At 68.9% G+C, this 14,286-nt stretch carries 11 protein-coding genes and 2 pseudogenes; 5 read left to right on the forward strand and 8 right to left on the reverse strand.

Annotated elements, in window-relative coordinates; genetic code table 11:
* Both AQJ91_RS40920 and AQJ91_RS40925 read right to left on the reverse strand, forming a co-directional pair.
* A partial coding sequence (locus tag AQJ91_RS40920; protein WP_199848152.1) for a PadR family transcriptional regulator occupies nt 1-241 on the reverse strand: 241 nt, incomplete at its 3' end.
* A gap of 62 nt (nt 242-303) precedes the next feature.
* Nucleotides 304-1,146 (reverse strand): helix-turn-helix transcriptional regulator, encoded by an 843-nt coding sequence (locus AQJ91_RS40925; protein ID WP_067032946.1) that lies wholly within the window; start codon nt 1,144-1,146, stop codon nt 304-306.
* Nucleotides 1,147-1,385: 239 nt separating this feature from the next.
* On the opposite strand from AQJ91_RS40925, the gene AQJ91_RS40930 reads away from it, so the two are divergent.
* Nucleotides 1,386-2,291 carry a phytanoyl-CoA dioxygenase family protein gene (locus AQJ91_RS40930; protein ID WP_199848153.1) on the forward strand — a complete coding sequence of 302 codons (906 nt, stop codon included), beginning with the start codon at nt 1,386-1,388 and terminating at the stop codon, nt 2,289-2,291.
* On the opposite strand, the pseudogene AQJ91_RS51055 reads toward AQJ91_RS40930, so the two are convergent.
* Nucleotides 2,192-2,776, reverse strand: a pseudogene (locus AQJ91_RS51055) (cellulose binding domain-containing protein); the annotation flags it as partial. The gene AQJ91_RS40930 and the pseudogene AQJ91_RS51055 sit on opposite strands and share 100 nt — an antisense overlap.
* Nucleotides 2,777-3,801: 1,025 nt before the next feature.
* Here AQJ91_RS51055 and AQJ91_RS40935 point away from each other — a divergent pair.
* The 3 genes from AQJ91_RS40935 to AQJ91_RS40945 all read left to right on the forward strand — a co-directional run bounded on the left by AQJ91_RS40935 (nt 3,802) and on the right by AQJ91_RS40945 (nt 9,357).
* Nucleotides 3,802-6,720 (forward strand): glycoside hydrolase family 48 protein, encoded by a 2,919-nt coding sequence (locus AQJ91_RS40935; RefSeq protein ID WP_067032948.1) that lies wholly within the window; start codon nt 3,802-3,804, stop codon nt 6,718-6,720.
* A 240-nt stretch (nt 6,721-6,960) separates the two neighbouring features.
* Entirely contained in the window at nt 6,961-7,983 is a 1,023-nt protein-coding gene (locus AQJ91_RS40940) for a LacI family DNA-binding transcriptional regulator (RefSeq protein ID WP_067032950.1), read from the forward strand.
* A 234-nt stretch (nt 7,984-8,217) separates the two neighbouring features.
* Nucleotides 8,218-9,357, forward strand: coding sequence for a glycoside hydrolase family 12 protein (locus tag AQJ91_RS40945; protein WP_067032952.1), 1,140 nt, complete (start codon nt 8,218-8,220; stop codon nt 9,355-9,357).
* 194 nt (nt 9,358-9,551) lie between these two features.
* Here AQJ91_RS40945 and AQJ91_RS40950 read toward each other — a convergent pair whose 3' ends face one another.
* The 5 genes and pseudogenes from AQJ91_RS40950 to AQJ91_RS56750 all read right to left on the reverse strand — a co-directional run bounded on the left by AQJ91_RS40950 (nt 9,552) and on the right by AQJ91_RS56750 (nt 12,962).
* Nucleotides 9,552-10,505 (reverse strand): expansin EXLX1 family cellulose-binding protein, encoded by a 954-nt coding sequence (locus AQJ91_RS40950; RefSeq protein WP_234383347.1) that lies wholly within the window; start codon nt 10,503-10,505, stop codon nt 9,552-9,554.
* A 239-nt stretch (nt 10,506-10,744) separates the two neighbouring features.
* Nucleotides 10,745-10,915, reverse strand: a pseudogene (locus tag AQJ91_RS40955) (TSUP family transporter); the annotation flags it as partial.
* A gap of 240 nt (nt 10,916-11,155) precedes the next feature.
* The gene (locus AQJ91_RS40960; RefSeq protein ID WP_159054771.1) at nt 11,156-11,395 is read right to left on the reverse strand and encodes a hypothetical protein; all 240 of its coding nucleotides are present in this window, start codon (nt 11,393-11,395) and stop codon (nt 11,156-11,158) included.
* A 404-nt stretch (nt 11,396-11,799) separates the two neighbouring features.
* Nucleotides 11,800-12,507, reverse strand: a complete 708-nt coding sequence (locus tag AQJ91_RS56745; protein ID WP_234383348.1) for an MFS transporter — start codon at nt 12,505-12,507, stop codon at nt 11,800-11,802.
* Nucleotides 12,447-12,962 carry a hypothetical protein gene (locus AQJ91_RS56750; protein WP_234383349.1) on the reverse strand — a complete coding sequence of 172 codons (516 nt, stop codon included), beginning with the start codon at nt 12,960-12,962 and terminating at the stop codon, nt 12,447-12,449. The genes AQJ91_RS56745 and AQJ91_RS56750 overlap by 61 nt, the downstream gene beginning before the upstream one ends.
* A 207-nt stretch (nt 12,963-13,169) precedes the next feature.
* Here AQJ91_RS56750 and AQJ91_RS40970 point away from each other — a divergent pair, with 207 nt between their 5' ends.
* Nucleotides 13,170-14,252 (forward strand): AraC family transcriptional regulator, encoded by a 1,083-nt coding sequence (locus AQJ91_RS40970; protein WP_067032958.1) that lies wholly within the window; start codon nt 13,170-13,172, stop codon nt 14,250-14,252.
* Nucleotides 14,253-14,286: the final 34 nt, after the last annotated feature.

Here is a 14,286-nt window from a genome sequence, read left to right on the forward strand (position 1 = left end):
GAGAGAGGGCGGCGCGGCCGGGGCCTACGACGGAGTACTCCTTCTTGTCCGGTCGGCTCTGTTGTGGCATCTCGCGGACGGCGAGCAGGCCATCGCTCTCCATGCGCTTGAGAACGCGGTAGATCTGCTGGTGCGTGGCGGTCCAGAAGTATCCGATGGACCGTTCGAACCGCCGGGCCAGCTCCCTGCCGGAGCCCGGCTTCTCCAGCAGGGAGACGAGGATCGCGTGCTCGAGCGCCATACCTCGATCCTCTTGTGCAACTCGTTGCATAGCCAAGTGGCGCTGCCCAGGTGAGACAGGGCTCACGCTGGGCGGCGGTGAACGGCTCGCCCACCGCACCCGAGTGGATCAGCCTCCCCCGCGACCGCCTCACCGGTAGGTCCGTCGCCCACCACCACACCGACGGCGCCCGCGTCTTCGCCCTCACCACCGCCGTCTCCGTGGCCGAGCGGGGCGTTGTCCGTCGTGGTCTGGGCGGCGCGGATGCAGCGCGGGGCGGCCCCGAGTTCACGGCGACAGACCTTGTTGAACGCCTGCAGGTCGGGAATTCCGAGGGAGGCCGCAACGGCGGGAAGGGTCAGCGTGGTGGCACGCAGGAAGTGGCGCGCCCGCTCCATCCGCCGGGCTCGGATGGAGCCGACGACCGTCTCCCCGGTGGCGGCGCGGAACAGCCGGGTCAGGTGGTTGTGCGAGACGCCCGCCGTCTTCGCGATCTCGGACACCGTCAGCGGCTCGGCCAGCCGGGTCTCGATCAGTGCCACCGCCGCCACGACAGCGGGATGAGCGGCCTGTGTGTCCCGCGTCGTCGGCGGGGTGAGCTGGGCGACCCGCCAGAGCGCCGCCCACACCTCGGCCGCCGCCCGCGCCGCCGTGTTCGGCCAGACGTCAAGCGCCGGCCGCAACTGCGCTGTGAGCAGCGGCAGTTCCGGACCCGCGTCCTGGATCACCGGGACGCTTCGGGGCGTGCCGGACGTGCTCAGGCGCAGGTGGACATAGAGGTGCTCGGAGCGGCCCCGGTAGCGATACCGAACCTCCGTACCGGGCGGAGCGGGGCTGATCCTGCCGGGGCGGATCAGGTGCGGGGTGCCGTTCACCGTCAGGTCGGCCTCATAGCCGTAGAGATGGAGCTGCCACAGGTCCGGCAAGAGAACTCGTCCACCTGGCCGGCGGGGCCGTGCACGCCGATGCCGACGGCAGCGAGAGCGGGAGGCTCGTCGAGATGGACGAGGGCCGTGTGCATGGGCACGTGTTCCACCACGACGCCGGTAGGCGCGCACCGGGATCGCCGGCCCCGGCCCCTTTCGGTCCTCGTGGTGAGAATCGACCAGTGGAGGGTGAACGTGACCCACGCGGCGAGCGGCGGGCGGTGCCTAGCGTGGCGGTCATGGAGAAGAGGCAGGAACTGCTCAGCTCGGTCGAGATGGCGCGCTTCGTTGCGCACGGGTCGCTGCGCCTGGACGCGGTGGTCCCGGCGGAGATGAACGCCGAGGGCCTGGCGGTGCTGGCGGAGGGGGTGCCGCCGGTGCCGTACGGGACGCCGCTGTCCGAGGCGTACCCGGCCCATTCGTTCGTCCGCAGACTGCTGGACGTTCCGCGGGTGACGGGGGCCCTGCACAGCCTGGTCGGCCAAGAGCCGACGGTGGACCACCACTTCGTCCACGTCCGCGAGCCCCGTGGCGGGGACGCGCAGCCGCTGCACGGCGACGCCGTCATCGACGTCCGGCCGGACGCCTTCGACGTGCAGTTGATGTACTACCCGCAGGCGGTGACGCTGGAGATGGGCGGCACCCTCAGCGTGCCGGGAAGCCATCTGCGCCGCATCAACGAGTCCGACACCGGCCGCTACCAGAACCTGCGCGGCCAGAGCCGGCTGGTCTGCCCGGCCGGCACGGTGGTGTTTCTGCACCATGGACTCTGGCACGCCGGCAGACGCAACGACAGCGACACGGTCCGCTACATGTTCAAGATCCGCTTCAACCCCACGGTCCGGCAACAACGCTTGTGGGACACCTCGGACCTGGACGACCCGCAGGTGACCCGGGAACTGGACGTGACGTTCCCCTGGTACGAGCCGGCCACGGGACGTCTGGAGCGGTACAACCGCATCCTGTTGTGGCGGGCACTGACCGGCGACGACTCCTTCGACATCGACCACTGGGTGACCAGGGTCTCCAACCGCCCGCAGGAGGCCGCGGCGATCCTGTCGAGCCAGACGGCGGTGGGCTGGTTGGCGATGCGGCTGCCGCCCGGCTCGGCGGCGGCCTTGGCAGACCACTCGGGGTTCACGTAAACCTTGGCGCCGGTGTAGGGGTTGTTCGCACGGCTGCCGGTGTCGCCACCTCCACCGCCACCGCCGTTGTCGACGTTGCAGGTGACGCCGTCGAGTGTGAATGTGGCAGGCACGCTGTTGGTGCCGCTGTAGGTGCCGTTGAAGCCGAAGCTGACCGAGCCGCCGCCAGCGAGGTTGCCGTTGTAGCCCTCGTTGGCGACGGTGACGTCGGCACCGTTCTGGCTGATCTTCCCGTTCCAGCCATTGGTGACCTTCTGGTTGCCGGCATACGACCACTTCACCGACCAACCCGACTTGGCCGCCGCGTTGTTGGTGATGGTCACGGCGGCGGTGAAGCCGGTGTCCCACTGGCTCTGCACCTTGTAGTCCACGGTGCAGGGCATGGACGAGGTGGCAGCGCCGGCCTGGCCGACGAGGAACGCCGTCCCCGTCGTCCCGGCGACCAGCGCCATGGCGGTGAGCAGCGATGTCCTGGTGTAACTCATGAGTGCGGGCTTCCTTCTGTCGATGGGGCCTTACGGATGGAGGGCGCGCGAATGGTCGCGCTGCCCGACGCTCTACGCGGTGGCTGTGCCGTCGCAGGCTGAGCTCAGGGACGGATCGGAGGAGCAGAGCCCGTCGTCGCGGCGACGCCGCGTAGGGCGTCGCCGCAATCCCGCTCACCGGCTACCTCGTGCGAGGTCCTGTGAAAGGCGCCGCTGTCAGGTCGGCACCTCAAGGCCTCCGTCGTGCTGGAGGTCGCCCGGTCCGGGGGGCGCTCCTTGAACGGGTGCACACGGCCACCCGGTGGTGTTCGAAGACGCCGGCCGCCGATGCCCAGTTGGACGGAGCGTGGTCCATGCCCGGCATCGGCTTCTGGCAGCCGGCGTGCACATCCGAGTAGCCGGCCGCTCGGCTCGAGTACTGACCGCGGGACCCGTACGGTTCGAGCGGGGACTTCCTGCCGGTCGTCTCGATGTGGGCCACCAAGACCTCGACGGTGTGGATGCGCGCTACCGCGAGGTTCGCATCCACGGTGCACGTCGTCCCGTTGAGCTTGAACGTCGTCGGTGCGGGATTGCTCGTCGGCGTCACGGCAGCTGATCGGCTCAAAGCCCTGGAAGCCGCTGTGCCACTGGCTGGTGACGGTGTGTCCCACCGTGCACGCGGCCGTGGCTCCCCGGGCCGAGAACACCGGTAGAACAGCGCTCAAGACGAGCGCGACCGGACCGTCGCTGACTAAAAGTACTGAATGCGGGGGGTGTCGCATGAGCGAGTCCTTACAGCTTGGCGCGCCGCTTCGGACGCGTCGAGTGATGGAACCGCTCCCACTGGTGAGGAGGAAGTTAGCGCCAACTGACGAGGTTTCATAGGGGCCTTGCGAAACTTTCGCCCCCATCAGCTCAGTTCGAACTTTGAACTCCTCGACGTCTTGACCGAACCCGTCTTCATCTCCACGATGGGAGCGCTCCCACTGGATTCAGACCTTGGCCTCGCTCCGTGAGTCGCGTGACGCAAGGAGGAACAGCACATGGATCCCGGACGCAAACGCAGAGCCGTACGGCGCCTTTGGACCGCCGTCGCCGCAGCGTTCGCCCTACCCCTGTCGATGCTCGCCACCGGCACGACCACCGCCAACGCGGCGTCCGTGCAGTGCAGCGTCGACTACAAGACCAACGACTGGGGTTCCGGCTTCACCGCCGACCTCACCCTCACCAACCGCGGCACCACCGCGATCGACGGCTGGACCCTGACCTACGGCTACTCGGGCAACCAGAAGCTCGCGAACGGGTGGAACGGCACCTGGTCCCAGGCCGGTCAGACCATCACCGTCAAGAACGCCTCGCACAACGGCACCGTCGCCGCGGGCGACGCCGTCTCCGCGGGAGCGCAGTTCAGCTACAGCGGCACCAACACCGCGCCGACCGACTTCGCGGTCAACGGCACCAGTTGCACCGGCGCCCACCAGCCGCCGATCACGGTGCTGCCCAGCCCGACCGCCGGCGCGACCTACTCGCGCGGTGACGCCGTGCCGCTCGCGGCGACCGCGGCGGCCGCGGACGGCGCGACGATCAGCAAGGTGGAGTTCTACGACGACACCACGCTGCTGGGCACGGACACGAGCGCGCCCTACACGCACTCCGCCTCCGGTTTGACCGTGGGCAGTCATTCCCTGCTGGCGAAGGCGTACGACAGCCAGGGCGCGTCGGCGGAGTCCACCCCGGTCGGCATCACGGTCGCCACGGGTCCCGCCGTGGTGGCTTCGACCACCCAACTCGCCGTCCAGCAGGGCAAGACGGCGACGTACGACGTGAAGCTTTCCACCCAGCCGTCCGCCAACGTGACCGTGACGACCTCCCGGACCGGCGGCAACACGGGGCTGTCCGTGACCGGCGGCGCGTCGCTCACCTTCACCCCGTCGAACTGGAACACCGCGCAGAAGGTGACCGTCACGGCGGACTCCTCCGGCACGGGGGCGGCGACCTTCGAGTCGACGGCCGCCGGGCACGGCAAGGCGGCGGTGACGGTCACCCAGATCGCGGCGTCCAAGGGATACGACGCCCGGTTCCTGGAGCTGTACGGCAAGATCACCAACCCGGCCAACGGCTACTTCTCACCCGAGGGCATCCCGTACCACTCGGTGGAGACACTGATCGTCGAGGCGCCGGACCACGGGCACGAGACCACGTCGGAGGCGTACAGCTATCTCCTCTGGCTGCAGGCCAGGTACGGGAAGATCACCGGCGACTGGACCAAGTTCAACGGCGCCTGGGAGATCATGGAGAAGTACATGATCCCCACCCACGCCGACCAGCCGACCAACTCGTTCTACACCGCCTCCAAGCCGGCGACCTACGGGCCGGAGGAGGACACGCCGCAACAGTATCCGACGGCGCTCGACCCGTCCGTCCCCGTGGGTGCGGACCCGCTCGCCAGTGAGCTGAAGTCGGCCTACAACACGGACGACGTCTATGGCATGCACTGGATCCAGGACGTCGACAACACCTACGGTTTCGGCAACACCCCGGGCGGCAAGTGCGAGGCCGGCCCGACCGAGACCGGACCGTCGTACATGAACACCTTCCAGCGCGGCCCGCAGGAATCGGTGTGGGAGACGGTGCCGCAGCCGACCTGCGACGCCTTCAAGTACGGCGGCAAGAACGGCTACCTGGACCTGTTCACCGGGGACAAGTCGTACGCGAAGCAGTGGAAGTACACCACCGCCCCGGACGCCGACGCACGTGCGGTGCAGTCCGCCTACTGGGCGGACCTGTGGGCGAAGCAGCAGGGCAAGGGCTCGGCCGTGTCGGGCACGGTCGCCAAGGCGGCCAAGATGGGCGACTACCTCCGCTACGCCATGTACGACAAGTACTTCAAGAAGATCGGTAACTGCGTGGGGCCCTCGTCCTGCCCGGCAGGTACCGGCAAGGACGCCTCGCACTACCTGATGTCCTGGTACTACGCGTGGGGTGGCTCCACCGACACCAGTGGGGGCTGGGCCTGGCGCATCGGCTCCAGCTACGCCCACAGCGGCTACCAGAACCCGCTGGCCGCATACGCGCTCAGCTCCCACGCCGACCTGAAGCCCAAGTCGTCGACCGGCGCGGCCGACTGGAGCAAGTCGCTCCAGCGGCAGATGGAGTTCTACCGTTGGCTGCAGTCGGACGAGGGCGCGATCGCCGGCGGCTCGACCAACAGCTGGGCGGGCCGCTACGCGTCCCCGCCAGCCGGGAAGTCGACGTTCTACGGCATGTACTACGACCAGCAACCCGTCTACCACGACCCGCCGTCCAACCAGTGGTTCGGCTTCCAGGCGTGGTCGATGGAGCGGGTGGCCGAGTACTACCAGCAGACGGGGAACGCCGCCGCGAAGGCGGTCCTCGACAAGTGGGTCAAGTGGGCGCTGTCCAAGACCACGATCAACCCGGACGGCAGCTACCAGATTCCCTCCACCCTCCAGTGGTCGGGCCAGCCCGACACCTGGAACCCGTCAAGTCCGGGTGCCAACAGCGAACTTCACGTCACCGTCGCCGACTACACCAATGACGTCGGCGTGGCGGCCGCGTACGCCAAGACCCTCACGTACTACGGCGCCAAGTCCGGTGACGCGAAGGCGAAGTCGACGGCGAAGGCGCTGCTGGACGGCATGTGGGACCACCACCAGGACAGCCTCGGTATCGCTGTTCCCGAAACCCGCAGCGACTACAGCCGGTTCAACGACAGCGTCTACGTACCGAGCGGCTGGACGGGCAAGATGCCGAACGGCGAGACCATCGACTCGTCCTCGACGTTCTCCTCGATCCGGTCCTTCTACAAGAACGACCCGGCCTGGTCGAAGATCGAGGCCTACCTCAAGGGCGGCGCCGCGCCCGTCTTCACCTACCACCGGTTCTGGGCCCAGGCGGACATAGCCCTGGCCATGGGCTCGTACGCGGAACTCCTCGAGTAGCCTCCGCCGGCGCTCCGCGTACGCGACCCCGTCACCAGGCGACGGGGTCACCCGGCCGGGCGGCCCCAACCCGCACCAGGGGCTGCCCGGCCCTCGCGCGCGATTCCAGCAGGACCAAGCAAACGGGAGCGCTCCCAACCTTTGGGTGCAGAGCGACCGCCTGTAACCATGCCACTGGCGAAGTCATGTGCTCGCATCCCCTCCGGCCGGTAAGATCGGTGATCTCTTGGGGGAGGTGGCATGGGCAGACGACGCCCGGGGACACCGACGCTGGAGGAGGTGGCTGCCCACGCGCGGGTGGGACGGGGCACGGTCTCCCGCGTCATCAACAACGCGGCGGGCGTGAAGGAGTCGACGCGTCGGGCCGTACAGCAGGCCATCGAGGAACTGGGTTACGTGCCCAATCTCGCAGCCCGTTCCCTGGCCGGGCGGCGCGCCGACGCCGTCGCCCTGGTCATGACGGAGCCGGACTGGCGGCAGTTCGCCGAGCCCTTCTTCTCCGAGATCGTCCGCTCGCTCGGAGACGCGCTGACAGACACCGGGCTCCAGTTGCTGCTCACCCTGGTCCGCTCGGACGCCGAGCGGCAGCGCTTCCTCGAATACGCGCGCGGTGGCCGGGTCGACGGAGTTCTGCTGATGTCCGTGCACGCCGGTGATCCGCTGCCGGACATGCTCGCCGAAGCCCGGTTGCCGACCGTGCTGCTGGGGCGCCGCTCGGGCGAGGAGTACGTCAGCTACGTCGACGCGGACAACATCGGCGGAGCCCGCAGCGCAGTGTCCCACCTTCTGCGACAGGGCCGCAGAGTGATCGCGACCATCACCGGCCCGCTCGACCTGTACGCCGCCCAGTGCCGGCTGCGCGGCTACGAGGAGGCCCTGGCGTCGGCGGGCCTGGAGGGCGCGCCGACCCGTGTCGCCGAAAGCGACTTCACGGCGGAGAGCGGACGCCGAGCCATGGCCGAGCTCATCGCACGACATCCGGATATCGACGGCGTCCTCGCCGCATCGGACACCACGGCCGCGGGTGCCCTGGAGGCCCTGCGGGCGGCCGGACGCCGTGTGCCCGAGGATGTCGCCGTGATCGGCTTCGACGACTTCTCGCTGGCTCAGCGGACCGAACCACGGCTGACAACGGTGCGACAGCCGATCGAGGAGATCGGGCGGGCCATGATCCGACTGCTCCTGGAGGAGATGGAGGAGGGCGCCGTGGCCTGGCGTCATGTCATCCTCCGTACGGAGCTGGTGGTGCGCGAGTCGACCTGACTTTCGTCGGCGAACTCGCCCAGGGAGCGCTCCCGGAGCCGACGCGTCGCGTCTCGGCACCTTCGCCTGACCTGCGTCTCCGAAATCGGTTCGACAGGTTCGCGTCCGCAGTCTTGTCATGGACCTGAACCCTCCCTACAGTCCCTGCCGAGCTCAGGATTGGGAGCGCTCCCATTCGCAAGGCCACGGGAGCACTTCCCTTACCCCACCCCCATCCCTCTGAAGAGGATCCGCATGCGTCCTTCACCGCACCATGCCCGCAGCGCACGTGGCCTGCTCGGCGCGCTGCTCACCTCGCTCGTCTCGCTCGCCGCGCTTTTGACCACAGCGTCAGTGGCGCAGGCCGACACCACGATCTGCGAACCCTTCGGGTCCACGACCATCCAGGGCCGCTACGTGGTTCAGAACAACCGCTGGGGCACCAGCGCCACGCAGTGCATCGCCGTCAACGACTCGGGGTTCAGGATCACCCAGGCTGACGGGTCCGTCCCCACGAACGGCGCTCCGAAGTCCTACCCGTCCGTCTACAACGGCTGCCACTACACCAACTGCTCGCCCGGCACCAACCTTCCCGCCCAGCTCAGCACCATCTCCAGCGCGCCCACGAGCATCTCCTACAACTATGTGAACGACGCGGCGTACAACGCCTCGTACGACATCTGGCTCGACCCCACGCCCCGCACCGACGGCGTGAACCGGACCGAGATCATGATCTGGTTCAACAAGGTCGGCCCCATCCAGCCCATCGGCTCCCCGGTTGGCAACGCCAGCGTGGGCGGGCGCGATTGGCAGGTGTGGTCCGGCAGCAACGGCATGAACGACGTGCTGTCGTTCGTCGCTCCGTCGGCGATCAGCAGCTGGACCTTCGACGTCATGGACTTCGTCCGGCAGGCCGTGTCCCGGGGACTCGCGCAGAACAACTGGTACCTGACGAGTGTTCAGGCGGGGTTCGAGCCCTGGCAGAACGGTGCCGGCCTCGGCGTGAACTCGTTCTCCTCCACCGTCAACACGGGCTCCTCCGGTGACCCGGGCGGTCCGGGTGACCCCGGCGGCTCCACGGCCTGCAGGGTGGCGTACGGGGCGAACTCCTGGCAGGGCGGTTTCACCGCCGACGTCACCATCACCAACACCGGTTCCTCCCGCGTCAGCGGCTGGAAGCTCGCGTTCACCCTCCCCTCCGGGCAGCGGATCACCAATGCCTGGAACGCGAACATGTCCGGGTCGTCAGGAGCCGTCACAGCGAGCAACGTGGCCCACAACGCGGAGCTGGCGGCCGGCGGCCAAGCGACCTTCGGATTCCAGGGCACCTCCAGCGGCGCCTTCACCAGGCCCTCGGGCTTCAGCCTGAACGGCAGCGCCTGCACCAGCGGGTGACACACGTTCATCCTCCGGGGCCCGCCTGGTCCCTCCACACCGACCGGCGGGTCCCGGGAGTCCGCACAGCACCCCCGGTTCCAGAGTGTTTCGCCCCCTCCGGTAGAGCCGACGCCGTGCTCGGCTCGGCCTTCGCGCCCGCGCCGACCCCGGTCGGCGGCTGGTTCGGAGGGGGCCCACTGTTGGCGGCGGGGTCAGTGCTGTGCGAACTGGACCCGCGTCGGCTGCACAACATCCGGCCGCAGAGGGATCCCTTCGATGGTCAGTCGTTCTCCGTAGATGTCGGTGATCCTGATCGCTTTGCCGCACCCGCTACCGTCGGGTGAGAGGAAGTAGTTGTAGTCGGTGCGGGCCAGTTGGCGCCAGCCGCCGCTGGTGCTCACCTCCAGCCGAGCGAGCGGGTTGCGGTGGCCGATCGCCTGAATGCCGCACCAGTAGGGGCTTGATCCGATCTTGTAGCGGATCGAGATCGTGCCCGGCGAGCTGGGGCTCAACAGGCTCCAGGTGATCGCGATCCGGCCGGTCGAGATGGGGGCCAGTTTGGCGAAGGCCTGTTCGCTGAGGTCGAGTTGCCCCGGCGCACAGGGCAGAGGGCATTCGTTGGTGATCCGGACCGTGACGGAGTTGCCGTTCGCCGCGCGGACGAGCACGTACGCCCCACAGGCCTTCGACGTCTCGTAGTCGGTGGTGTTCATCGCCGCGATCATCATGTCGCTGCTCGGGCCGTACGAACAGGCGCCGTCCCCTACACCAGCCTTGTAGACCGTGGCGACTCCCTGGTAGGTGGCCTTGGGGCGGATCCGTCCGGCCAGGGATGACGTGGCAGGAGCCGTCCGCGGGGAGGCCGATGACGGTGACGCCGACGGGGTCGGTGAAGCCTTCGGCGTCGTAGCGCTGGCCGACGGGGTCGCGGAGGAGAGGGACGGAGAGGGGGTGGAGGACTTCTGCCCTGGCGATGTCGGCAGGAGAGTTTCCCCGGAGTTGGCGACGGCCGTGGCCGGGGCCCGCCCGGCATCCTCCTTGCGGTCGGATTGCATCGTCATGACCAGGCAGACGAGAAGACCTGTGACGACCAGCCCCGCGGTGGTGCCCACCATCAGCCGGCGTCTGTGCCTGCGCTGCCGCGCGGCCTGGCGTGTCTCTTGCATGTTCATCCGTTCGGAAGAGCGTGTCGGTGTTGCACTACTCAGTGGCCGCGGGTGGCGAAAAGGTTGCCGCCGATTTTTCGATCGAGCAGGTCCCCGGGCATGAGGAGCCGGACGGAAGTGGGCGGGCACGGTCTCTGTGACGGCAGTGCCTGAGCGGCGGAACGCGGCTGATCGCAGAGCCGTACGGGATGCCGCCGTATCTCGAGCTTCTCGCTTGGGCTCTTGGGATTGCCGGGGCCTCAGCTCAGGGCCAGTGCGGCGTACAAGGCGCCGAGGGCTGCGGCGAGGGTGCCGAGCAGGCTGCGTAGGGCTCGTTCGGGCAGGCGGGGTTGGAGGCGGGCGCCGAGGTAGCCGCCGATCAGTCCGCCGGTTCCGCAGGCGAGTCCGAGCCACCAGTCGGGGGCGACGGCCGTGCCGGACACCGGGGCGGAACGTGATGACGTGGTCCAACACCTCGCCCCAGCGCCCGTCGGGGTTCTCCGCGGCGAGGTCACCTGACTGCCACCGTTCCAGAGCCCGGACGTTCCCCTCTCTCCGCAGCCGCGCCGCGCGCACCGTCCGCGCGGCCGCGTCCCGCACGTGCCGGATCTCGGACTTGGTGTATCCCTGCTTCCGCGACGGCTTGTGTCCCGATCCCAGGCGCCGCATCGTCAACGCGTACCGGGTGTCCACCCGGCCAGCCCAACATCACGCCACGGCCGGAAGGCCCGCAGCGTCAGCCACTTCACGCACGAATTCCGCATGTCCCCCGGGGCGAGCTCAGGCGACTCCACGACCATCCCGTTCGGCAACGACACCGGGCGCATCACCACAGGCGTCTCGCCGATGAACCGCAGCTTCATCGCGATGCCGTGCAGCAACTGGAGGGCGACGGTACCTCGAGGCCTCAAGTCCGTGGTCTGGAGACATTGACTGGAAGAGATGGCGCCCCAGCGGCGGCTGCGCAGAGCGCCCAGGCCGACGTTCGCAGACCGGCGAGGGCGAGGACTGCGGGGACCTGGGTGATCGCTGCCGGGAGCCATGAGCATGACGCCGCATGCCTTGGCAGCCCTTACGCCGAGCAGCACGACGGCCCCTGCCGTGAGGTCCGCGGTGGTCAGGAACTGTCCACCATCGCCACCAGGCGTACTGCTCCCGGCACCTTGCCCACTCGGCTCACAGGTCGGCTGCGCGGCTCATGCCGAGGACGATCCCACACATCCGTGCAAGGCGAGGCGGTATCAACTACCGCTCAGGGAAATCATGTTGACGTCGAGAGCAGCGCAAGATGCTACGGGCGCGGCAGGAACGGGGGTCATGCGGTTCGACACCGTCGTGTCCTTCCGTCGTCGATGGCCAGGCCCGGACGCGGCTGGGTGAAATGGCGGGCGGCGGTCAGGAGAAGAACCGCCAGGGCGGCCGGTACCGCGTAGGCGAGACGGAACTGGCCGGTGGAGCCGAGGAGTCCGCTCACTGCGCCACCGGTGATGACGCCGACGTAGATGAAGAAGTTCAGCCGCGCCAGGACCGCTTCCGAGGCAGCGGGACGCAGCCGCGCGGCGGAGGCCAGACACAGCGGAGCCAGGACGGACGCCCCCAGGCCCACCGCCCCGGCCGCGACAACTGCGAACGGCCAGCTCGGAGCGCCGGCCATGCCTGCCAGCGCGCCCGCGACCAGCAGGGCCGCGATGCGGACGACCGTAACCACTCCGAACCGTTGCACGAGCCGGTCGACGGCGGCGCGGCCGACGACCGTGCCGGCCTGGTAGGCCGCGTAGGCCAGCGGCGCGACCGTGAGGGACGCGGCGAGCCTCTGACGCAGGTAGACCGCCGACCAGGCCGAGACGGTGGAGTCGATGACGTACACGACGAGGAGGACCAGTCCGAAGGGGATGAGCCGGATCCACAGGCGGCGCCCCAGCGGCGGCTGCGCGATGCCTGCCTGAAGGCTCAGGCCGACGGCTACGGGCCACTCCAGCCGAGCGGCCCCGGCAGTGAGCAGGGCCGCGACCACACCGCCCACGCTCCACGCTGTGTAGAAGGAGCCGAAGATGCTGCGGCGTAGGCGCGTTCGATCGCCGCTGCCCGGGTGTTGACCCCGACGTCGAGGACTCCGACGGCGAGTCCTAAGAGGATGTACGCGCAGATGACGGTCGCCTCGTCGCGGGCCCACCCGATCAGCACCAGCGCGGCGGCGGCCGTCAGCACGGCTCCGCGCGTCGTGACGATGGGACCGGCGCGGCGGATCGTGGCCAGACCCAGGAAGCTGCCGCCCCCTGCCATCAGCGCCACTGCGACCATCAGGGTGGTCATCAGGAGCGGAGCCAGTCTCAGGCGTTCGGTGACAGCGGGGACGGTCGTGTAGACGGCAGCGACAGAGACACCTTGCGCGGCGAACGCGAGGGTCGCGCCCTTTCGGGCGCCAAACCTGGAGACCGGGTGGCCGGCCCCCGCCCGGGCTGGGGCTTGGAAGGACATGATGCTGTCTGCCCTCATTTCCTGTGTGCGCTGGAGTGACCAGTCGAGGACCAGCAAGTCGAATGCCGTGCGGGTTACCGAAACCGTATGCAGGCGCGGCAGGCAGGCTCAGGACGCCAGGGGCCGTACAGGGGACTTCGGGGGCCAGTGCGGGTGACCGGTGACGCCCGTTGTCTAGGGTGATCGTTCGAGGAGAAGGTGAGTGCGATGTCCCTTGCCCCCGGCCCGGCAGACCCTGCCGGGACCAGCCGCAACACGTCGGCGACGATCCAGCCGAACATCCTGCGCTATCTCGTCGTGATCGCCGACGAGCGCGGTGTCGATCTGCGCCCCCTGTTGACGCAGATGGGACTGGACGAGACGGTCATGCGCTCCGCCGCGCTGCGGGTGTCGTACCGGCAGGGCAGTGCGGTGATCCGTCGTGCACTGGAGCTCACCAGGGACGAGCGCCTGGGGCTGAAGGTCGGCGCGGCGCAGCACCTGACCGCGTGGGGCCTGCTCGGCTTCGCCCTGATGGCCGACGACACGCTCCAACACGCCATCGAGACCGGGGTGAAGTACCAGAACCTGTCCGGGGCGATGGTGGTGTGGTCGGCCGGTGTGGGTGATGAGGACGACGCCTTCGTGCTGCGCGCCGATCTTCCCGATCCCGCCATGGACCCGGCCGTGGCCTCCTTCCTGAGCGAGGAGGCGTTCGCCTCCGTGATCACCTTGTCCCGGCTGGCCGTCGACCCGGCCTTCGCGCCGCGGGCAGTGGAGTTCTCTTTTCCGCCACCGCGCCAACCCGACCTGTACGGCGCCCTGTTCCGCTGTCCGGTCCGATTCGGCGCCCCTGCGAACCGCATGGTCATCGACGCCTCGTGGGCCCGTACCCCAATGCCCGGCCGGGATCCGGTGAGCTACACCTCGACGCTGGAGATGCTCGACGGGCAGATGGCTTCCCGCCGTGACCAGCAGGACCTGCTGGAGGTGCTGGAGATCTCCGTCGCACAGAGCCTCCCTGTGGTGCCTTCGTTCGGCGAGCAGGCGCGGCGGCACGCGACGAGCGAGCGGACGCTGCGCCGTCGGCTGGCCGGCTGCGGCACGACGTACGAGGCACTCGTCGAGGGAGTGCGCCGGGAACGCGTCGAACAGCTTTTGCTCCGCCCTGAACTGACACTGCGCGACATCACCCGCCGGGCGGGATTCTCCGACGAACGGGCGCTACGCCGCGCGGTACGCCGCTGGCACGGCACCTCCCCGGTCCAGCTGCGGGAGCGGATGCTCCGAGGAGTAAGGCACACGGAATGACGTGTCGGCTACCGCGCCTGCCGCCTTGTCGGCC

Origin of the sequence: Streptomyces dysideae (assembly GCF_001514305.1) — a bacterium.
Taxonomy (GTDB): Bacteria; Actinomycetota; Actinomycetes; order Streptomycetales; family Streptomycetaceae; genus Streptomyces; species Streptomyces dysideae.